Source organism: bacterium (assembly GCA_035370465.1).
In the GTDB taxonomy this organism is placed as follows: Bacteria; Ratteibacteria; UBA8468; order B48-G9; family JAFGKM01; genus JAGGVW01.
This window is the reverse complement of record DAOOVW010000017.1, coordinates 1-20,136: the sequence shown is the minus strand read 5'-3', so window position 1 is coordinate 20,136 and position 20,136 is coordinate 1. Positions and strand designations below refer to the sequence as shown.

The 20,136-nt window shown below is 29.0% G+C and carries 19 protein-coding genes; all 19 read right to left on the bottom strand.

Going from position 1 to position 20,136, the window contains the following annotated elements:
- Nucleotides 1–18 precede the first annotated feature (18 nt).
- The 19 genes from PLW95_03770 to trpD all read right to left on the bottom strand — a co-directional run bounded on the left by PLW95_03770 (nt 19) and on the right by trpD (nt 19,918).
- Complete coding sequence (locus PLW95_03770) at nt 19–501, bottom strand: hypothetical protein (GenBank protein ID HOV21781.1); 483 nt, start codon at nt 499–501, stop codon at nt 19–21.
- Nucleotides 498–1,997: a potassium transporter TrkG gene (locus PLW95_03765; GenBank protein HOV21780.1), complete on the bottom strand. Its 1,500-nt coding sequence runs from the start codon at nt 1,995–1,997 to the stop codon at nt 498–500. Before PLW95_03765 ends, PLW95_03770 begins: the two co-directional genes overlap by 4 nt.
- 177 nt (nt 1,998–2,174) lie before the next feature.
- Nucleotides 2,175–2,840, bottom strand: coding sequence for a TrkA family potassium uptake protein (locus tag PLW95_03760; protein HOV21779.1), 666 nt, complete (start codon nt 2,838–2,840; stop codon nt 2,175–2,177).
- Between the two features lies 1 nt (nt 2,841).
- The gene (locus PLW95_03755; protein HOV21778.1) at nt 2,842–3,483 is read right to left on the bottom strand and encodes a TrkA family potassium uptake protein; all 642 of its coding nucleotides are present in this window, start codon (nt 3,481–3,483) and stop codon (nt 2,842–2,844) included.
- A 389-nt stretch (nt 3,484–3,872) separates the two neighbouring features.
- Complete coding sequence (locus PLW95_03750) at nt 3,873–5,072, bottom strand: cofactor-independent phosphoglycerate mutase (GenBank protein HOV21777.1); 1,200 nt, start codon at nt 5,070–5,072, stop codon at nt 3,873–3,875.
- A complete protein-coding gene (gene thrC / locus PLW95_03745; GenBank protein ID HOV21776.1) occupies nt 5,069–6,436 on the bottom strand; it encodes a threonine synthase in 1,368 nt (455 codons plus the stop codon). The genes PLW95_03750 and thrC overlap by 4 nt, the downstream gene beginning before the upstream one ends.
- A gap of 75 nt (nt 6,437–6,511) precedes the next feature.
- On the bottom strand, nt 6,512–7,798 hold the full coding sequence (locus PLW95_03740; protein HOV21775.1) for a homoserine dehydrogenase: 1,287 nt from the start codon (nt 7,796–7,798) through the stop codon (nt 6,512–6,514).
- Between the two features lie 166 nt (nt 7,799–7,964).
- The gene (locus tag PLW95_03735) at nt 7,965–9,656 is read right to left on the bottom strand and encodes a glycoside hydrolase family 2 TIM barrel-domain containing protein (protein HOV21774.1); all 1,692 of its coding nucleotides are present in this window, start codon (nt 9,654–9,656) and stop codon (nt 7,965–7,967) included.
- A 173-nt stretch (nt 9,657–9,829) separates the two neighbouring features.
- Nucleotides 9,830–10,024, bottom strand: coding sequence for a hypothetical protein (locus PLW95_03730; GenBank protein HOV21773.1), 195 nt, complete (start codon nt 10,022–10,024; stop codon nt 9,830–9,832).
- Between the two features lie 170 nt (nt 10,025–10,194).
- On the bottom strand, nt 10,195–10,950 hold the full coding sequence (locus tag PLW95_03725; GenBank protein HOV21772.1) for a hypothetical protein: 756 nt from the start codon (nt 10,948–10,950) through the stop codon (nt 10,195–10,197).
- Entirely contained in the window at nt 10,940–12,556 is a 1,617-nt protein-coding gene (locus tag PLW95_03720) for a site-specific DNA-methyltransferase (GenBank protein ID HOV21771.1), read from the bottom strand. The genes PLW95_03725 and PLW95_03720 overlap by 11 nt, the downstream gene beginning before the upstream one ends.
- A gap of 46 nt (nt 12,557–12,602) precedes the next feature.
- Nucleotides 12,603–13,328, bottom strand: a complete 726-nt coding sequence (locus PLW95_03715; protein ID HOV21770.1) for a hypothetical protein — start codon at nt 13,326–13,328, stop codon at nt 12,603–12,605.
- Nucleotides 13,325–14,104 carry a tryptophan synthase subunit alpha gene (trpA, locus tag PLW95_03710; GenBank protein ID HOV21769.1) on the bottom strand — a complete coding sequence of 260 codons (780 nt, stop codon included), beginning with the start codon at nt 14,102–14,104 and terminating at the stop codon, nt 13,325–13,327. Before trpA ends, PLW95_03715 begins: the two co-directional genes overlap by 4 nt.
- Nucleotides 14,101–15,285, bottom strand: a complete 1,185-nt coding sequence (gene trpB / locus PLW95_03705; GenBank protein ID HOV21768.1) for a tryptophan synthase subunit beta — start codon at nt 15,283–15,285, stop codon at nt 14,101–14,103. Before trpB ends, trpA begins: the two co-directional genes overlap by 4 nt.
- Entirely contained in the window at nt 15,272–15,907 is a 636-nt protein-coding gene (locus PLW95_03700) for a phosphoribosylanthranilate isomerase (GenBank protein HOV21767.1), read from the bottom strand. Before PLW95_03700 ends, trpB begins: the two co-directional genes overlap by 14 nt.
- Before the next feature lie 259 nt (nt 15,908–16,166).
- On the bottom strand, nt 16,167–17,510 hold the full coding sequence (locus PLW95_03695; protein ID HOV21766.1) for a TrpB-like pyridoxal phosphate-dependent enzyme: 1,344 nt from the start codon (nt 17,508–17,510) through the stop codon (nt 16,167–16,169).
- Nucleotides 17,511–17,512: 2 nt separating this feature from the next.
- Nucleotides 17,513–18,298 (bottom strand): indole-3-glycerol phosphate synthase TrpC, encoded by a 786-nt coding sequence (trpC, locus tag PLW95_03690; protein ID HOV21765.1) that lies wholly within the window; start codon nt 18,296–18,298, stop codon nt 17,513–17,515.
- Nucleotides 18,288–18,911: a CDC27 family protein gene (locus PLW95_03685; protein ID HOV21764.1), complete on the bottom strand. Its 624-nt coding sequence runs from the start codon at nt 18,909–18,911 to the stop codon at nt 18,288–18,290. Before PLW95_03685 ends, trpC begins: the two co-directional genes overlap by 11 nt.
- Nucleotides 18,908–19,918 (bottom strand): anthranilate phosphoribosyltransferase, encoded by a 1,011-nt coding sequence (gene trpD / locus PLW95_03680; GenBank protein HOV21763.1) that lies wholly within the window; start codon nt 19,916–19,918, stop codon nt 18,908–18,910. The genes PLW95_03685 and trpD overlap by 4 nt, the downstream gene beginning before the upstream one ends.
- Nucleotides 19,919–20,136 lie beyond the last annotated feature (218 nt).

Genomic DNA, 20,136 nt, shown 5'->3' with positions numbered 1-20,136 from the left:
CTTTTTTAAAATACGAGTTTATACGGATTTAGTAAAAGATAGTTTAGTAAAAAATAACATAATAAATAAAAGAACAAGACCTACAATAAATCTTTTCATATCAATTTTTTCTGCATAAACTTCTCCTTCTTTTAAAATTTCCATATTTGCACAATGTATATCAACTTCACCAGAATGAACAGGACAATTAGAATGGAAAATACCAATAATTTTTATAATATCTCCTTTTTCTTCATATTTTCCTAAATGGTTTATTTTCTCTGCATCTTCTTTACTTAAAACAGTACCTATAAAATAATTATCATCTGTTCTTATATTTACAATAAATGTGTTTTTATCACCTTTAATAATATCTCCAATGCACTCTCCAACAATAACAACTTCTTTATTATCTAATTGCTTCATTTTTTCAAAAAGGTCTTTGCCAGTTATTTCTTCCTGTGCAAAAGCAGAAAAACAAAAAATTAGCAAAAATATAACAAAATTAAAAATTTTTTTCATTCTGGACTCCTTAATGAAAAAATAAAACCAATAACAACAAAAATTGAAATAAATTCAAGTCGGCCAAACCACATTTCTAAAATATATGTTATCTTTAATAAAGTTGGCATTGAAGGAGTTGTAATACCGACTGAAAGTCCAACATTTGCACATGCAGATACCGACTCAAAAAGAGAATATAAAAAAGGGTAATCATAAAAAGTCCCAACCATTGCTCCAATAAAGTAAAAAAGAATATATAAAATTATTATATTTGTTGCATATTTTACTTGATTGTCCTGAATAAAAACATCTCTTATATTATGAAATTTCTCTACCAATATTGCTGAATCAGGAAATAATAATCTTTTTATTTCTTTTTTTATTCCTTTAAAAAAAATCCCTATTCTAATGATTTTTATTCCTCCCGCGGTTGAACAGGAACATCCTCCAAGACCCATTGCAATAATAAGTCCTATCAATGAAAAAGATGGCCAATAATTCAAAAAATGATAAATAGTTGAATTAGTATAACCAACACCGGTATGAGCAGAAACTAAATGATAAAAAGTTAATCTAAAAAAAGAAAAAAAGTTTGGGAATGAAAAATGCCCTAAAAACCCTAAACATACAATTGACGAAAGAACAATAATGCTACCAAAAAATAATTTTAATTCAAAGTTCTTAACTAATTCTTTTATCTTACCAGTCCAGACAGTATAATGAACTGCAAAATTAAATGCTCCAAGAACACATATAAGAGTGGTAACAAGGTTTATTGCTGCACTATGATAATAAAGAATATTTTGACTCTGAACAGCAAAACCACTGGTATCCCATCCAGCCATAAATATACAAATTGAATGAAATAACGCTCTTCCAGGAGTTATATTATGAAAAAGACATATAAAAAAAAGAACAAGTGTTCCTAAAAAAAGATAAATAATGCTGACTGCCCATATAAATCTTGCTGTCTGAACAATATTTGGGAAAATTTTTTCTTCTCTACCTTCTCCTACATAAACTTTCATACCAGCACCACCTCTAACAGAAAATGTAAGCCCAACCAGAATTATTCCCTGACCACCAATAAAACACATAAAATGCCTCCAGAAGTTGTAAGCATATGCCATATGGTCAAGGTCATTTACAAGAACAAGACCAGTAGTTGCAAAGGCGCTCATTGATTCAAAACATGCATCTAAATAACTGATATAATGCCCTGATAAAAAAAGAGGAATTGCTCCTAAAAACATACAGACAATCCATGAAAGAGCAACAATACTCATTCCCTGTCGCCAGTTTATATCCGGGTTATATGGAAATTTATACATAATGAAATTACCAATTGATAAACATAATAAAGAAGATATGATAAAATCAAGAGAAGGATTTATTTCATTATTTATAATTCCAACAAAAAGAGGCAATAACATCATAATACCTAAATATACTATTAAATTGCCAATATAATAAATTACAACTTTAAAATCATCTCTTGAAAATTGCGGTATCATTTTTTTAAAAAATTATAAGTATATAAAATAAGAAACAAATAATTGAAGAGAGTAAAAAAATTCCAAGTGTATATATAATTTCAATAAATATTCCCAAAACGCCATTTAAAAATATGGTTAAATACTTTGTGATTTTTTTTATTTGAAATCTCGGCATCAGAAATGAAAATTTATTTGTCACTCTTCAATCTCTCCAATTAAATTTTTAAACAGGTCTGACTCATTTCCTGCTTTTGTAATAGTTATTATTTCATCCTTCTCTCTTAAAATAAAGTCCTGTGTTGGAACAAGTATTTTATTATTTCTTATAACTGCAACAATAACTGAATCTTCTGGTAAATTTAGTTCTTTTATTGGCATGTTAATAATAGGTGATGTCTCTGGAAGGTCAATTCTCAAAAGTGATAAATTACCTTTTTTAAATGCAAAAAGATTTACAAAGTCCTCCCATCCAATTTCATCTTCAATTATCTTTGCAATAATGGCTGTACTATCAATAGCAACATCTATTCCTAATTTTGTAAAAACAATTTGATTTTTAGGATTATTAACAATAGCAACTGTTCTTTCCACATTATAAATATCTTTTGCCAATTGACATATTATTATATTATCTATATCATTTCCTGTTACTGCGGCTACAACATCTGCTTTTTTAATACCTGCTTTTTTAAGTACCTGTGGGTCACATCCATCTCCCAAAATTACCATTACATTTGTTTTACCTGCAATTTCTTCTCCAACAGTCAATTTTTTCTCAATAAGAACAACATAATGACTCCCACTCAATCTTTCAGCCAGATAATAACCGATATTACCACCACCAACAATTAGTATATTCATTTTATAAATCTAACTCTCTCTTTAACTTTTTCAAACTACTGATTTTTATAAGCCCAACTATTGTATCATTTTTTTGTATTTCTGTATCATCATCTGGAATAATTGGTTCTTGTTCTCTAACTATTGTAATTATACGAAATTCTCCTGGTATGTTTATTTCGTTCACTTTTTTCCCTGCTAATTTACTATTTGTTAATATCTCAATAGTTGTAAGTTTACTGCTTTCAAGAATATAAGCAGAAAATTTCTCTTCAATAATTTTATCTCTTATAAGAGAAGCAAAAATTGCAGTGCTATTTACTGTTTCAACACCAAGAGTTCTGTATAATTCGGCTTTTTCAGGGGCAGAAACTCTTGCAACAACTTTTGTTAAATTAAAAATTTTTTTCCCAATTTGTGCTATTAGAACATTTGTATTATCATTACTTGTTGTAACTGCAAGAGCATCTGCTTTTTCAATCCCTGCATCTTTTAAAACATCTATATCCATACCATCACCTAAAATAGTAATTCCATTAAAATATTCACCTAAATTATCTATTGCTTCTTTTTCTTTATCAATTACAACAACATTATGGTCTGCCTGTAAAATTTCAGCCAGATACTTACCTGTTTTTCCACATCCAACTATTATAATGTACATTTTTCTATCCTATATAAATTATACCTCTAATTTAGTATCACTTCACTTCGTTCATATTTTAGTGATGAGTAAAAAGTAGAGAAAAAATACTTTTTAAATCCATCCCCACCTTCCTTTGATAAAGGAAGGAGACAAATGTCCCCCCTTTAGCAAAAAGGGATGAAGGTGGATTTAATGCAAGTAGCAAGATATGTCAAATTTCCCCCTCATCTTAATCTTCTCCCCAAGGGGAGAAGGAAATACATTCCCCTCTCTTCTTTCCCTCTCCCCTGTGGGGAGAGGGAGGGTGAGGGGGCTTTTTCTTATTTCATTTTATATTTTTGTTTTATATTTTGCACTCTTGATTACTTTGTCCTTTTGTGCCTGACATAATAATTTCCATTGAAAATTTATGAAATAAGTTTATAAATAAAAGATGTTCCTTCAAGAATTTTATAAAAACCATTTTTACAACTTATTTCATCAAATTTCTTTACTTCATCTGGTAACTGGTCTGGTTTATATATAAGAAAGGGAACAGGTTCACCAGTATGTTTTCCTGTAATTACGGAAGTATAATGGTCAGGTAATATTGCTATTGAAATATCTGAAATATCTATATTCCTTAAAATATTACCAACAAGTCGCTTATCAAAATCCTCAATACATTTAATTTTTAATTCAATATTTCCTTCATGACTTGCTTCATCAGGCGCCTCAACATGAACATAAACAAAATCGTATTCTTTTAGTGATTCAATTGATTTTTGTGCTTTTCCTTCATAATTTGTTCTATAATCACCTGTTGCTCCTTCAACATTTATAACTTCAAAACCACAGTAAATACCAATACCTTTTATAAGGTCAACTCCTGAAATAACCGCTCCTTTTATGTTAAACCTTTCCTGAAATGTCTCCATGTCTGGTTTTTTACCAGGTGACCATGGCCACATTAAATTGCCTTTCATTTTTCCTGCTTTTTCCCTTTTTAAATTTACAGGATGATCTTCAAGAATTTCTTTAGATTTCTCAATCATTTCTCTTAAAATTTCAGATGTTTCTTCTCCTTCCTTTTCAGTTTCAGTTGGTAATAAAGAATAAAAATTTTCACCTAAAAAATCATGTGGAGGATAACATCTTACTTTTTCTGAATATTTTTCTCTCATAACAAGTACATGTCTATAATCAACACCAGAATAAAATTCTATATTTTCCCTACCTAATTTTTCATTTAAGGAATCTATCAATTGTTTCCCTTCATCAGCATCAAAATGCCCTGCTGAATGACTTACTATTTTATTTTCTGAAACATTGATTATATTACATCTAAAAGCAATATCATTTTTATTAAGTTTTATTCCCATTGCTGCTGCTTCAAGAACTCCCCTTCCTTTAAAATATTTTTCAGGATCATAACCAAGTATTGAAAGATTTGCAACAACAGAACCAGATGAGAAATTTTCAGGAATGGTTTTTAAAAGACCGCATCTACTTTTTTCAGCTAATTTATCTATATTTATCTTTTTTGCCACCTGTAAAGGTGTTTTACCATTTAATTTTTCTATAGGGTAATCTGCTGCTCCATCCATTATTAAAATTAAGTATTTCATTTTATTTTATCCAGAAGATATTTTTTAAACACATCATAATTATTTTCTAAAACATCAAATGAATCCTCTTTTTTAGTGAGTATTTTCGCTAATGCTTCTGGTATTTTTGGTTCAATATTTAAAAGTTGTTTTATCTTTTCTGGAAATTTTGCCGGGTCTGCTGTTTGAAGAACAATTACCAAATCACTAATTTGACTTTTTTCATAACTTTTTATTCCAACTGCGGTATGTGGCTCAATAACTATTTTATATTTTTGATAGTAATTTTTAATTGTCTCATCTACTTCTTCATTTGATATTGAAAAAGAAATAAAATCATTTCTCATTTTTTCCATATCTGGTTTCCTTTTCATTACTCCATATTTTATAACTTTTCCATCTTTATCTCTTTCATCCATTATCCAGCCACCATAAATGTCAATAAGACGAGCAAAATTACTTGGATGTCCAACATTCATAGCATTTGAACTGCATTTTTTAGAAGGAATAACAGGCATATATTCACCTGTCCTTAAAAACTCAGGAAATTCATTATTTTCATTTACTGCAACAAGAAATTTTTTTACTGGCAAACCCATTTTTTTACCAATTACCCCTCCCATAAGATTTCCAAAATTCCCACTTGGAACAGAAAAAACAATTTCTTTTTCAAATTTTAGATATGCATAAAAATAATAAACAATCTGGGGAAGTAATCTACCAATATTTATTGAATTAGCAGATGTTAAATTCAAAGAAGAAAGAGATATATCATTAAATGCTCTTTTAACAAAGTTCTGACAATCATCAAATTTCCCCTTGATACCTATAGGTAAAATATTTTCCCCTAAGGTTGTCATTTGTTTTCTTTGCCTTTCAGAGACCTCTTCAACAGGAAAAAGAACAACAACTTTTATATTTTCTTTCTTATAAAATGAATTTGCAACTGCCCCTCCTGTATCTCCTGAAGTTGCAACAAGTACTGTTAATTTTTTATTTTCCTCTTTTGCAAAATATTCCATAAGTGATGCCATCATTTTTGCTGCAAAATCCTTAAATGAGCAGGTAGGTCCTTTATCCAAACGGAGAATATATAATTTGCCTTTTTCAATTTCAATTATAGGCACATCAAAATCATATACATTTTTGCACATCTCAAAAAGTTCTTTTTCTCCTATCTCTCCTTTTAAAAATTTATAAAGTATGTGAAAGGCAACTTCAAAATATGGTTTTTGTTTCAAACATTTTATTTCATCAATTCTTATCTTTGGTATGAAAGTAGGAACATAAAGACCATAATCAGGTGCTTGTCCATTAAGTAATGCTTCTTTAAAACTCACAATTGGTGCTTTTCCATTAGTGCTTCTATAAAGTATTTTTTCCATTTTAGTAAATATTAATATTTAAGTAGGAGAAAATCCCCTCAACCCCGTTGTGCAGAGGGTAGAGTGAGGGGGAATTTATTCTTCAACTCTTATTACAACAGTTGGTTTCTTAATTATTGTAAGTTTATTTATTCCATTTATTGCTTTCTCAACATCATTTTCAATTGCTTTATGTGTTAACATAACAATAGGAACTGCTTTTTGGGGATTTTCCTCTTTTTGTATAACAGAAGAAATACTTATATTGTTTTCTCCTAAAACTTTTGAAATTTTTGACAATACCCCCGGTTTATCAATTGCTGTAAATCTGAAATAATATCTGCTTTGAAGTTCCTGAAATGGTTGTATTTCAATTTCTCTATTAGTCCATAAAATATCAGCATTTTTATTATTATTTACAATTTTCTTTGAAATACCAATAACATCGGATATAACAGAACTTGCAGCAGCATAACTTCCTGCACCTTCTCCATAAAGAAGGGATTTTCCTATCATATCACCTTCAAAGTATACAGCATTATAAACACCATCAACAAGAGATAATAAATGACCTTTAGAAATTAAAACAGGATGAACTCTTAATTCCAATTTTTTAGAATTATTTATTTTTGATATCCCTAAAAGTTTAATTCTATATCCAAATTCATCTGCAAATTTTATATCTTCAATTTCTATTTTATCTATACCTTCAATTTTTATTTTTTTCCAATCAATCCATTTATTAAATGAAAGAGTTGTAAGTATTGCAAGTTTATGTGCAGTATCTATACCTTTAATGTCAAGAGATGGGTTCACTTCTGCATATCCATTTTTCTGGGCATCCTTTAATGCCTGTTCATAATCAATCCCTTCATGATACATTTTTGTAAGTATATAATTTGTAGTTCCATTTAAAATCCCCATTACTGTCATAATCTTATTCCCAATAAAACTTTCTTTTAAAATATTTATTACAGGAATAGCACCTCCAACACTTCCTTCAAAACCAATATAAACATTTGCCTGTTTTGATTTTTCAAATAGTTCTTTCCCCTTTTCGGATATTAATGCTTTATTTGCTGTTACAACACTTTTTTTATTTTCAATTGCTTTAACTACATATTCATAAGATGGAGAAATACCTCCAATAAGTTCAACAAATATATCTATTTCAGGGTCATTAATTATATCCTCTGGAGAAGATACAAATTTTTCTGGCAGTAAACTTTTCTTTTTTTTATTCTTATCATATATTTTACTTAATGTAATATTCAGTCCTGTTTTCTTTTTTATCTCACCTTTTTTCTTAATAATTTCTTTCAAAAAAGCAGACCCAACAGTTCCACATCCAACAAGCCCTATTTTTATTTCATCTTTATTCATTTTTTCACCTATTTTCTTAAATTTTATATTGTTTTATTATATCACATTTGATAAACATCTTTAATTTCAAGAGGAAAATTTCAGATTGAGTAAATGCAGATTTTTTGATATTCAATAAATATTAGACTGTAAAGAGGGATGATTTGAAAGTATTTCCATTGATAAATTATAAACCAGAATTAATTCTTCTTATAATTTCTGGATTAAATTTCACTTCTCTTTCATAAGTATAAAGTCCATTTTTCTCTTGTTCTACATCATATAATTGAGTATAACAAAAACCAGATATTTTCGGATGATTTAATAAAACTTTTGTCAAACCATTGTATCTTTCAAGAAACTCTTTTTTATTTTTAGGTCTATCTCCATATCCCCACCCACTTTCTTCTTCACTCCACCATATTCCACCATATTCACTTATCCAATAAGGTTGTCCTTTATACTCTGCATCATATTCTGGAAAATTTTTCCAAATGGTATCTTGTGTTTTAAATTTTTCAAAATCATTTTTAAATTCTTCTGGATTTTGTTTATAATTGTGACAGTCGTAAATATCTGTTTCAACATGAATATATCCACTTGTATCAATCACTGGTCTTGTAATATCAAACTTCTTTGTTATTCTATATAGAGTTTTTACAAGGTCTGAGTTCTGAAATATAGTTGTCTCATTTAAGGGACACCAACCAATTATAGAAGGATGATTAATATCTCTTTCTATTGAAGAAATCCATTCGTACAATAAAATATGAAATGTTTCTTCACTAATGCGATTTTTTATTCCCCAATTTGGATATTCCTCCCATACAAGATAGCCCAATTTATCAGCCCAATACAAATAAATTGGGTCAAAAATTTTTTGATGTAATCTTGCCCCATTAAATCCTAAATTTTTTGAAATTAAAATATCTTTTTTAAATTCTTCCTGGTTTTTTGCAGTATAAATTCCATCAGGATAATATCCCTGGTCAAGTACCATTTTCATAAATAATTTTTCACCATTTAAATATATCCTATTACCCGCAATTTTTATTGTTCTTATACCAAAATAAGTATAAATTTCATCTACCAAAGTTTTATTATCTTCAAAAAGTTTAATTTTAACATCATATAATGCTGGATTTTTATAATCCCAAAAAATTATTTTATTTATAGGCACTGAATATATTCCATTTTTGTCTACTTTAAACTTACCAAAACCAATTTTTTCATTTGAAAAGTATATTTCAAATTCTAAAAATTTACCACCAGTTGTGTCAATAAAAAAGTTAACCTTCTCATTTTCAATATCAGGAGAAATTTTGATTTTTTCAATATAATTTTTGCCAGTAGCAACAAGATATACAGTCTGCCATATACCAGTAGTTCTGGTATAAGAACATCCATAGGAATTATATTTTAATGACTGTTTTCCAGCAGGTTGAAGGTTTAGTCGATTGTCATCATAAGCATTTAAAACAATGTAATTTTTACCTCTTTTTAAGTAATTTGTTATTTCAAAACTAAAAGGAGTATATCCACCAATATGGGTACCTAAGAAATGTTCATTTATCCATACGCTTGCTTTAAAATCAACTGCACCAAAATTTAAAAATATTCTCTTGTTCTTCCAATTTTCAGGAATTTCAATTTCTTTTTTATACCATACTGAAACCATAAAATCCTTTTCATTAATTTTTGACAATTTACTCTCTGGAGGAAAAGGAATAACTATTTTTTCGGAAAACTTTTTATCTTTTAAAAATAATTCTCTTTCAATTCCTGTATTAGATTTATCAATTTCAAAATCCCATATTCCATTTAAAATTTTATACTCATCTCTTTTAAAATCAGGTCTTGGAAATTCTGTTCTTTCCATATTCCTCCCTTTGTAATGATTAACTTCAAGGTAAATATTCACTAACTCAGTTCATATTTAAGTGGAGAGTGGAGAGAAAAAACTTTTAATCCTTAGTGGAAAATTGCTACACTTAGGTACAGAGTTTTAAAATCTCTCCCCCTCATCAAAATCTTTCCCATTATGACAAATATCTAATCTTCATAGAGTTCAAATCTAATTTCTGTTGCACCTTCATCTTCTGCATTTTGTAATAGTTCATATATGAAATTAGATGGGTCACTATATAACCCAGATAAAATACTATCAAAATCAAAATTATTCTCAATTGAAGAATTTACCCATTGTTTCCTATTTTTTATTATATTTTCTAATTCTTTATTTTCCATATTTCTTTATGTTTTGTAGTGAAATATTATAAGGATTATTTTTTACATAAATTTTATATTTAAATAACATAGTTTTTAAAAATTCATCGTTTTTTACATTTAAAAAACACAGACCTTTTGCCTTTTCTGTTAATTCTTTTATTCAACCTGTACGGTTAAACATAGTAAACTTAAAATTGAAAGTGAACAGGAACATCCGAAAGATTAGTAATATCCTTTCTTTTTATATCTTTTGCTAAATATACTAACTCAATCCTGAATATCTTTTCTCTATATTTTTTTGATAAAAGTTTAAAATATGGTTCAGCAGAGTAATTATAACGAAAATCTTTTGCCTTAGTATAACCACCCTTACCACTTTTAAAAATACTCTTTCCATAATGTGTGTAAAGTTGTCCATTAGGAATACATACTAATTTGATTGCTTTAATATCTGGTTTAGCGTGTTTGTGAACTATCTGAATAATATAAGTTAAACATGGTTTTTCTTCATTGAAAGATGATGATTTATAATATTGAGGTAAGTTAGGTAAAAATACATTATTCACTCTATATGAAGTTTGGTTTATAGCAATATTAATTTTACCTTTATAATCCGAAGGATTATCTATAAGAGCAGTTTTAATTTCAATATGCATAAAGGAATCTGGAAGTTCAAACATCAAGTCAGAACCCACAGGAGAAGAATTTGGAAACTTTAAAATAGAAGCAAAGAAATGATGAAAAATTCTCTCTGCCCCAGTATCCAAATCTGATGATTTATAACCACTTCTTGCTGTTTTTATAAAGTTATCATACCAGTTATTTAGAATTTTTATCCGTGAGTTTAATCCATCCATCAGGGAATTTAAGTCCTGTTTTAAATGAAGTAGAATTAAATCAAAATATTGCTTTTCTTTTTTCTCTAATTCAATATCATTTAACATAAATCACTTCCTTAATGTTTTTACATCTTTTTTTAATAATATCTAAATACTTTGGAACAAGTTCTATTAATATTCCATCCCTACCTAATTCTTGGGCAACTTTGCCTGTTGTTCCAGAACCAGCAAATGGGTCTAATACAACTCCTTGTTCAGGACATCCTGACAAAATGCACCTTTTGACAAGTTCCTCAGGGAAAATAGCAAAGTGATTACCAGAAAAAGGTTGTAGTTTTATATTCCACACATCACCCGGATTTTTACCTTTGGGGTGTGCTCTCACTGTTTGAAGAACTAAATGAGTTTCTGTAATCCATCTATCATAGATATTATCAAATTCAAGTATTTCTTTTAGTTTAAACCAATCATCTGGCAGAGGAATAGATCCCCCCCGTCCCCAACTACCTGTATCCTTTCTAAACCAATGACCTGCTGTGTCTTTATATCCTAATAGTTTATCAATTTCCTTCGTAGTGATGTTTTTTTTTCTTTTCCAAAATGCAAGATAATCAGCAATTATTGGTTGGAAAATTTCGTATCTCCTTTGTAAAACAAAATATTCTCCAAATAGTGATTTCCTTGCTCCAGGAGAAGCACCTCTATTGTCAGGACTTAATTTGAATTTACCATTGTAAACTCGTCTACTATTTTGAAAAAATTGAGGAGAAACAGAAGAAAACAAAGATGAATCACTTAATTCTATTAAGTTATTAAAGTTTGCTACTGGGGGTAATATAGGTTTTGGAAATCCCTTACAATTGAGATGACTATTTATATCTATTTCATGTTTCATGGTTCTACCACAATCCTCACAAATTAAACCAATTGAAATCTGGGATTCTTTATTAAAATCATTTACAATCTCAATAGTATTTTTCCTATCATCCCAATTCACCTGGGCGAGTATATCACCTCTGGAATTTTTAAAAACTTTGGAAATATATCCTTTAATTTTTTTGTCTTTTAATAATGAGTTTTCTACCTCAAAACCTAATATATCTTCTGGATTTTTATTATTGACAAAATTATTTACAGGCAATCTCAGTGTATCTATTGACAAATAATATTTATATTTACTTTCATTTTTCACAAATAAAAATACTGGCTCATAAACATTTGAAAATCTACTATCAAATGAAGATGGCATAGCATTGGGCTTATTCCAAATAATTTTGTTTAAAAGAGTCCAACCATTCTTTTGTAGTTCAATTGCCAATAGTTCAGGGATAAGTAACAATTCCTTATTCTGGTATTTATATCCTACATTTAAAAAAAATGTTCCTGTGGGCTTTAAGACCCTTTTCATTTCTGTAAAAACACCAACAAGATTTTTTACATATTCTTGATAGGTGCTTTCTTGACCAATTTGGTGAGGGTCCTTATAATCTCTCTGTTTCCAATAGGGAGGACTTGTTATAACACAATCTACAATACCATCAGGCAATAAACGGAGGCACTTAATGACATCTCCTATATAGACAATAACATTTCCAATATTGGAAAACTTTCTACTTTTGTATATATCAGAAGAAAGTAATTGCTCTTTAATAACTGATGTTCCCATGTTTTTTGCAATAATCTCTTTACTTTTTCTATATCTTTTTTTCATAGCTTTTCATAATTATTAGACCTATATTTAATCCCTGTGGTTAGATTTACTGGTAGAGGGAAGAGGGAATTGTATTTTCTTTGAATTGATTAAAAGCAAAAAATACATCTTTTTGAATTTCTGCAATTTTTTCTTCTCTTTTTATATCTTGCTTTAAATTTTTAGTTTTTCTCAAATTTTGTGCTTTATAAAGATAGTCCTTACTTAAAAAATAGTTAATTTTTGAATTTTTGCCCTGTTTTCCATCAATTGCATGTTTTTCTGCTAATTCAAGCAATACAAGATATTCATTCTGAAATGTTTTCTGATATATTTTGTTTTTTAATGATGTCAGTTCTTCTAATGATGGTATTTTTAATAATTCATTTCTAACATAGGAATAGTTAAATATATCTTTATTATCTTTATCTAATTGTTCCAGTTTTCTCTGGTAATTTATTACTTCAATTTGATGAAGAATTTTATTTATTTCAGTTGTATCAAAGTTAAAGTCCTTTGCAAGTGCAAACGAATTTTCTGCAATTTCCTTTACCTTCTTATAATCCCCTTGCCTAAAATACTTTCTCATTTCATCAATAAGGGAATAATATTCCTGTTTTTTTTGTTCAAGGAATTGTCTTTGCTTTTCTCTTTCAATTTCTTCCTGTTTTCTTTTTTCTTCTTCTGCTAATTTTATCCTTTGTTTTTCTGTATATTTCTGCCAGTAAATAAATCCAGCCCCAAGAATTATAACTACAATAACTAAAGCAATAATTTTTTTTAATATTTTCATAATAACACCTCTTTAAATTTAGAAACGCTTTTTTCTACATTTTCAATTTTACCATATATTAATTGTTTCAAAAAATGACTGCCAACAATTATGCCATCCACATATTTCTTAATTTTTTTAATTTGACTTACAGTTGATATTCCAAATCCAGCACAAAAAGGTATATCTTTTATTTTTTTATATTTTTCAATAACCTTAAATGCATTATAATCAAATTCTTTTTTCTCTCCGGTAATACCTGCTATTGTTATAAAATAAATAAATCCTTCTGCCTGTTCAATAATTTTCTTCCCTCTTTCAAATTGTGTAAAAGGAGTTAAAAAGTTTATTAAAAAAATATTATTTTTCTTTAATTGTTTTTTCAAGAGTTCACTTTCTTCAAATGGAAGGTCTGGTACAATTACTCCTGAAACACCACATTTCTTTGCTTTTACTGCAAATTTCTCAATTCCATATTTATAAACAGGGTTATAATAAGTCATCAAAAGATATGGAATAGAAACACAATCTTTTATTTCCTCACAAAGAGAAAAACATTTATCCATGTTTATTCCATTTTGTAAAGCAATATTTGAAGTATATTGAATTATAGGACCATCTGCAAGTGGGTCTGAAAATGGAACTCCAATTTCCAGAATATCAATTCCTGCCCTGACACTTCGTAAAATCACCTGTTTTGATGTCTCAAAATCAGGATAACCAGCAGTAAAATATCCAATTAGTGCTTTTTGTTCTTTTATTTTTAATTCAGCAAATTTTTCATCAATTTTATTCATTTTATTCCTTCTATTTTTGCGACTTCTTCAACATCTTTATCCCCTCTGCCAGAAAGGCATAAAACAATAACATCAGAACTCTTAAATTCTTTTTTATTTTTTATGAGATATCCAATAGCGTGAGATGGTTCTAAAGCAGGAATAATTCCTTCAAGTTCACTTAATTTATGGAAACCAAGAAGTGCATACTCATCTGTAACAGAAACATATTTTGCTCTTTTTGTTGTTTTATAAAAAGAATGTTCAGGTCCCACCCCTGGATAATCAAGTCCAGCAGAAACAGAATGAGTTGGATGAATTTGCCCATTTTTATCCTGCAAAATATATGTAAAACTTCCATGTAAAATTCCTTTATCTCCTTTGCATAAAGTTGCAGCATGTTTATCTGTATTTAATCCCTTTCCACCTGCTTCAACCCCTATAAATTTTACATCCATATCATTATAAAATGGATAAAAAAGTCCAATACTATTACTCCCTCCACCAACACAGGCAACTAAATAATCTGGTAATTTACCTTCTTTCTGTAGAATTTGTTTCTTTGCCTCTTTCCCTATTACTGATTGGAAATCCCTTACAATTAAAGGATATGGATGTGGTCCAACAATAGAACCAATTACATAATGGGTTGTTTGGAGATTTGAAATCCAATCCCTCATTGCTTCATTTATTGCATCTTTCAATGTTTGACTTCCTGAACTAACAGAAATTACTTCTGCTCCTAATAATTTCATCCTATACACATTTAATTTTTGCCTCTCTATATCAATTTTCCCCATATAAACATCGCATTTCATATTTAAAAGAGAAGCAGCAGTTGCAGTTGCAACACCATGCTGTCCTGCACCTGTTTCTGCAATTACTCTTGTTTTCCCTGTTTTTTTTGCTAAAAGAACCTGTCCTAATGTATTGTTAATTTTATGTGCCCCTGTATGAGCCAGGTCTTCTCTTTTAAGATAAACAGTAAAACCAAGAAATTTACTTAAATTTTTTGCAAAGTAGAGTGGAGTGGGTCTACCTGTATAGTCAGAAAGAAGTTGAGAAAGTTCTTTTTTAAAAGCAGTATCATTTGAAAATTTTTTATAATCATTTTCAAGTAATTCAAGAGCAGGCATCAATGTTTCAGGAGCAAATTTTCCACCAAATTCACCATACTTTCCATTTTTATCAGGCAAAAGCATTTCTCACTTCCTCTACAAGTTTTTTCATTTTTTCTTTAATTTTTATTCCTGGCGCAATTTCAACTCCAGATGCAACATCTATTCCATAAGGAGAAAATCTTTTTATTATATCTTTTACATTTTCAGGAGTTATACCTCCTGCTAAAAATATCCTGGCAAATGGGATATCTTTTCTATCAAGATATTTATAATTTATCAATTTCCCTGTCCCACCAGACAATTTTTCATCAAAAGCATCAATCAGTAAATAATCAAATTTATAATTTTTAATTTTATTTAATGAACCTTCGTTTTTTACTCTTATACCTTTTATTAAAATTTTATCAGGAAAAATTTTTTTAAATCTTTTAACAAGAGATGGTGGCTCGTTTCCATGTAATTGAGCACCATCTAAATTTAATTTTCTTACATATTCAAATAATAATTTCTCATCAGGATTTACAAAAACACCTATTTTTTTTACTTCTGAAGGAAGGTTCTCAATCAAAACTTTCGCCTCTTTTTCACTGATATATCTTGGACTTTTTTCATAAAAATTCAAACCTATCCATTTTATTCCTAAATCAATTGCGTCTTCTATATCTTTCCTTCTTGTAAATCCACATATCTTTATTTTCGTCATTTCTAATTTAAAAGGAACAGAGTAAAAAGATGTCAGGGGAAAAGATAAATTTCAGGTACAAAGCGCGTATTTTAGCGTCCGTCGATTAGTCCGCCAGAAACCGCGTCGGATTCGCAATGTTTTGTGGCGAATGTGGCGGATTTAAAACCAAAATCAAAAAAATTTTAAACTTTGAGTTATAGTTTTACATTTTTAGTTTTCAATTTTAAATTCATTCCTCCCACTCTTCAGGCAATGCAGTTCCTTGATACATTTACTTCTATTCTATATTAGGAAGTTTTTTTAGCGATTCTTTAACCTTTTCTTCTGGATATTCATAATCAATAAGTTCACCTTTAAAATATGATTCATAAGCAGAGAGGTCAAAATGTCCATGTCCTGAATGATTATAAACTATTACTTTCCCTTCTGGTGCATTTTTTGCTTCTTCAATTGCTGCTCTTATAGCATGATTTGTTTCAGGTGCCGGCAAAAATCCTTCTGTTTGAGCAAAAAGGACACCTGCTTCAAAACAGGGTGTTTGTGGCAATGCTTTTGCTTCAACAATTCCTAAATTAACAAGATGAGATAACAAAGGTGCTGCTCCATGATATCTTAAACCACCTGCATGTATTCCTGCTGGGATAAAATCATGTCCGAGTGTGAACATTTTCAAAAGAGGAGTCATTCCAGCAGTATCTCCAAAATCATATCTATAAGGACCTTTTGTTAGAGTAGGACAGGCAGTTGGTTCAACACCAATAAATTTTATTTCTTTACCTTTAAGTTTATCCTGAACAAATGGAAATATAAAGCCACCAAAATTACTTCCACCTCCAACACATCCAATTAAAACATCTGGTTCTTCTCCTATCATTTCAAGTTGCTTTTTTGTTTCAAGACCTACAATTGTCTGGTGAAGTAAAACATGATTTAAAACACTTCCAAGTGCATATTTTGTTTTTTCATCTTTTACTGCAACTTCTATTGCTTCAGAAATTGCAATCCCTAAACTTCCTAAACAATCAGGTTGCTGTTCCAGAACTTTTCTTCCAAATTCTGTTTGAGTAGAAGGGGATGAATACATAGTTGCTCCCCATGTTTGAGATAGTAATCTTCTATATGGCTTTTGTTGATAAGAAATTTTTACCATGAAAATTATACATTCAATTCCAAACATCTTACACCCAAGAGCAAGCGCACTTCCCCATTGTCCTGCTCCTGTTTCAGTAGCAATTCTTTTAATACCATCCATTTTATTATAATATGCCTGTGCAATTGCAGTATTGGGTTTGTGAGAACCAGACGGAGAGACGGACTCATCTTTATAATAAATCCTTGCTTTTGTTCCAATCGCCTTTTCTAAATTTCTTGCTCTTCTCAAAGGAGTTGGCCTATAAAGAGCATAGCCCCTTTTTATATCATCTGGTATTTCAATCCATCTTTCAGGAGAAAATTCCTGTTGAATTAAAGACATCGGAAAGATTGGGAGCAGGTCTTCAGGTGTTACGGGTTTTTGTGTTGCTGGATTTAATACAGGTGGTAATGGTTTTGGTAAATCAGGCAGAATATTATACCATGCCTGTGGCATTTCTTTTTCTGACAAAATAACTTTATTTTCCATATTTAATCTCCTCCTTCCATTAACTCTTTTAATTTTTTTTCTATTTTATCACTTTTTAAAATTGATTCACCAATCAAAAAATTATTTACTCCAATTTTTTTTAATTTCAAAATATCTTTCTTTTCTTTTATGCCACTTTCACTTATTACAGGTATTTTATCCTTATCAATAAATTTAATCAAATTTAAAGTTGTATTTAAGTCAACCTCAAGAGTATCTAAATCTCTATTGTTAATACCTATTATTTTATTCTTCCAGTTATCAACAAGAGAAAATGCCCTTTTTAATTCATTTTCATTATGAACTTCAATAATTATTTCAAAATCCAGATCTTCAGATATTTTCAGTAAGTTCTTAAAATTTTTATCATCAATAACTCTCAAAATTAAAAGAACAACATCTGCTCCATAAAAATTCCCTTCATAAATTTGATATTCATCAAAAACAAAGTCCTTCATCAAAATCGGGAGAGAAACAATTTCTCTGGCTTTTTTCAGGTCATCAATACTTCCAAGAAAATATGGTGAACATGTCAAAACAGAAATTCCTGCAACTCCCAATTTCTCATATTCTTTTGCTATTTCACAAACATCAATATTGTTATTTATTATTCCAGCAGATGGAGATGCCCTTTTTATTTCTCCAATAATTCCTATTTTTCTATTTTTAAGATTTTTTACCAACCCAATTTTCTCCCTTTTGAAATATTTTAATTCTTCTATTGGTTTTTCTCTTTTTTTAATATCTAAAATTTTTATTTGCTCTTCAATTATTTTTTCAATAATCATTTTTAATATCCTCTTTCAATTCATTTATAATTCTTTCTGCAACATTTCTGTATTCTGGAAATTTCTCCTTTATTTCTTCCCATACCTTTATTGCTTCATCTTTATTTCCTACTTTAATTAAAGTATGTCCTTTCAAATGTTTTATTTTATAGTCAGAACTGAATTTTTCTGCTTCATTTAGATATTCTAATGTTTTTTCATACTCACCTTTATTGTAATAGTACCATGCAATTTCCCAGTAAAGATTATAACTTTCAGGATTTTCCTTAATTCCTTTTTTAAAAAATTCAATTCCATATTTTTCAATTTCTTCTCTTTTCTCTCCTTTGTAAGAAGGAGCAATTGCATTTATCAAAAACCAGCCACCCAATTCCCATGCTGTCTCTTCTTTTGGGGAAATAAAAGTTATTAAATTAAGAAGTGGAAAGATTTTATTATATTCTCCTTTGTGCCATAAATCATCAATTTTTAAATAAATAATATCAATAACTCCTTCTTTTACATCTGGATATGAACAGAAATCTAATGGTGCTTGAAAATATAAATCTACTTCAGCCACTAAACTAGAACTTAAAAGAAAAAAAACAAAAAACAGAAAAAATATTTTTTTCATATTTTTTGTAAGTTTTCAACTAATTCCATAAATTTTTTGTAAGCAACACCTTCTTCAATTATCTTTTTACTTAATTCAATCCCCTCTTTTATATTATCAACTTTTCCCGATGCTTTCAAAAGAAATGCAGAATTTAAAATAACTATATCTTTTTTTGCACCCTTTTCTTTATTTTGTAATATTCTAATAATAATTTCTTTGTTTTCATCAGGTGTACCTCCCTTTAAATCATTGATAGAACATTTTTTCATACCAAAATTTTGAGGGTAAATTTCATATTCCCTTATTCCATATTTATTCACTTCAACAATATATGTTTTCCCTGTTAAAGAAATTTCATCTATTCCATCTTCGGAAAAAAATATAAAACCATCAATATTCAAACTTTTGAAAACAGGCGGAATTAAACTTAAAAGTTTATATTCAGAAACACCCATTATTTGAAAACTTGTTTTAACAGGATTGGTAAGAGGACCAATAATATTGAAAATTGTTCTAAAAGGTAAGTCCTTTCTAACAGGAGCAATGTTTTTCATTGCAGGATGGTAAAAAGGTGCAAAAAAGAAAGAAAACCCGAATTTCTCAAGAACTTCTTTATTTTTTTCAATGGGAATATTGATATTAAAACCTAATTTTTCCATAACATCAGCACTTCCACATTTACTTGTAATTGCTCTATTTCCATGTTTAGCAATTGTAAGTCCTGCTCCAAAACCAACTATACCTGCTGCTGTTGAGATATTGAATGTTTCTGAACGGTCTCCACCCGTCCCACAGGTATCTCCAACCTTCTTTCTTCTTATATTTATTTTTTCTGATTTTTCTCTTAATAATTTTACTGCCCCTATAATTTCTGATGCCTGTTCACCTTTCATCTTCAAAAGAGACAGAAATGCAGATGCTTGAATTGGAGAAATTTCATTTTCCATAATTTTTTTAAAAACACTATAACTTTCTTCTATAGTTAATGTTTTTTGTAGTAATAATTTTTCAAATAATTGTTTCATTTTGTATCTCCTTTTTTATGGATATAAAGAATTGAAAGATATGGATAGGATTAGTATGAAGGACGCCAACTAACAAAATTTCTTACATAATTTTTTTTAACTTTTAATATATTCATTTCCATTTTTATTTTATTATACCATATCAATATATTCAGGTAAATATTAACTGTTGTGTCAAATAAAAATCTACTCGAAATACTAATTCGTTGAGACATTAA

Coding starts and splice junctions, on each gene's coding strand:
- trpD (HOV21763.1), bottom strand. CDS start 19,918: ATGAAACAATTATTTGAAAAATTATTACTACAAAAAACATTAACTATA.
- PLW95_03735 (HOV21774.1), bottom strand. CDS start 9,656: ATGGAAAGAACAGAATTTCCAAGACCTGATTTTAAAAGAGATGAGTAT.
- PLW95_03700 (HOV21767.1), bottom strand. CDS start 15,907: ATGACGAAAATAAAGATATGTGGATTTACAAGAAGGAAAGATATAGAA.
- PLW95_03750 (HOV21777.1), bottom strand. CDS start 5,072: ATGAAATACTTAATTTTAATAATGGATGGAGCAGCAGATTACCCTATA.
- PLW95_03725 (HOV21772.1), bottom strand. CDS start 10,950: ATGTTAAATGATATTGAATTAGAGAAAAAAGAAAAGCAATATTTTGAT.
- trpB (HOV21768.1), bottom strand. CDS start 15,285: ATGCTTTTGCCTGATAAAAATGGAAAGTATGGTGAATTTGGTGGAAAA.
- trpC (HOV21765.1), bottom strand. CDS start 18,298: ATGATTATTGAAAAAATAATTGAAGAGCAAATAAAAATTTTAGATATT.
- thrC (HOV21776.1), bottom strand. CDS start 6,436: ATGGAAAAAATACTTTATAGAAGCACTAATGGAAAAGCACCAATTGTG.
- PLW95_03740 (HOV21775.1), bottom strand. CDS start 7,798: ATGAATAAAGATGAAATAAAAATAGGGCTTGTTGGATGTGGAACTGTT.
- PLW95_03755 (HOV21778.1), bottom strand. CDS start 3,483: ATGTACATTATAATAGTTGGATGTGGAAAAACAGGTAAGTATCTGGCT.
- PLW95_03695 (HOV21766.1), bottom strand. CDS start 17,510: ATGGAAAATAAAGTTATTTTGTCAGAAAAAGAAATGCCACAGGCATGG.
- PLW95_03765 (HOV21780.1), bottom strand. CDS start 1,997: ATGATACCGCAATTTTCAAGAGATGATTTTAAAGTTGTAATTTATTAT.
- PLW95_03770 (HOV21781.1), bottom strand. CDS start 501: ATGAAAAAAATTTTTAATTTTGTTATATTTTTGCTAATTTTTTGTTTT.
- PLW95_03730 (HOV21773.1), bottom strand. CDS start 10,024: ATGGAAAATAAAGAATTAGAAAATATAATAAAAAATAGGAAACAATGG.
- PLW95_03760 (HOV21779.1), bottom strand. CDS start 2,840: ATGAATATACTAATTGTTGGTGGTGGTAATATCGGTTATTATCTGGCT.
- PLW95_03715 (HOV21770.1), bottom strand. CDS start 13,328: ATGAAAATATTAAAAAAAATTATTGCTTTAGTTATTGTAGTTATAATT.
- PLW95_03685 (HOV21764.1), bottom strand. CDS start 18,911: ATGAAAAAAATATTTTTTCTGTTTTTTGTTTTTTTTCTTTTAAGTTCT.
- trpA (HOV21769.1), bottom strand. CDS start 14,104: ATGAATAAAATTGATGAAAAATTTGCTGAATTAAAAATAAAAGAACAA.
- PLW95_03720 (HOV21771.1), bottom strand. CDS start 12,556: ATGAAAAAAAGATATAGAAAAAGTAAAGAGATTATTGCAAAAAACATG.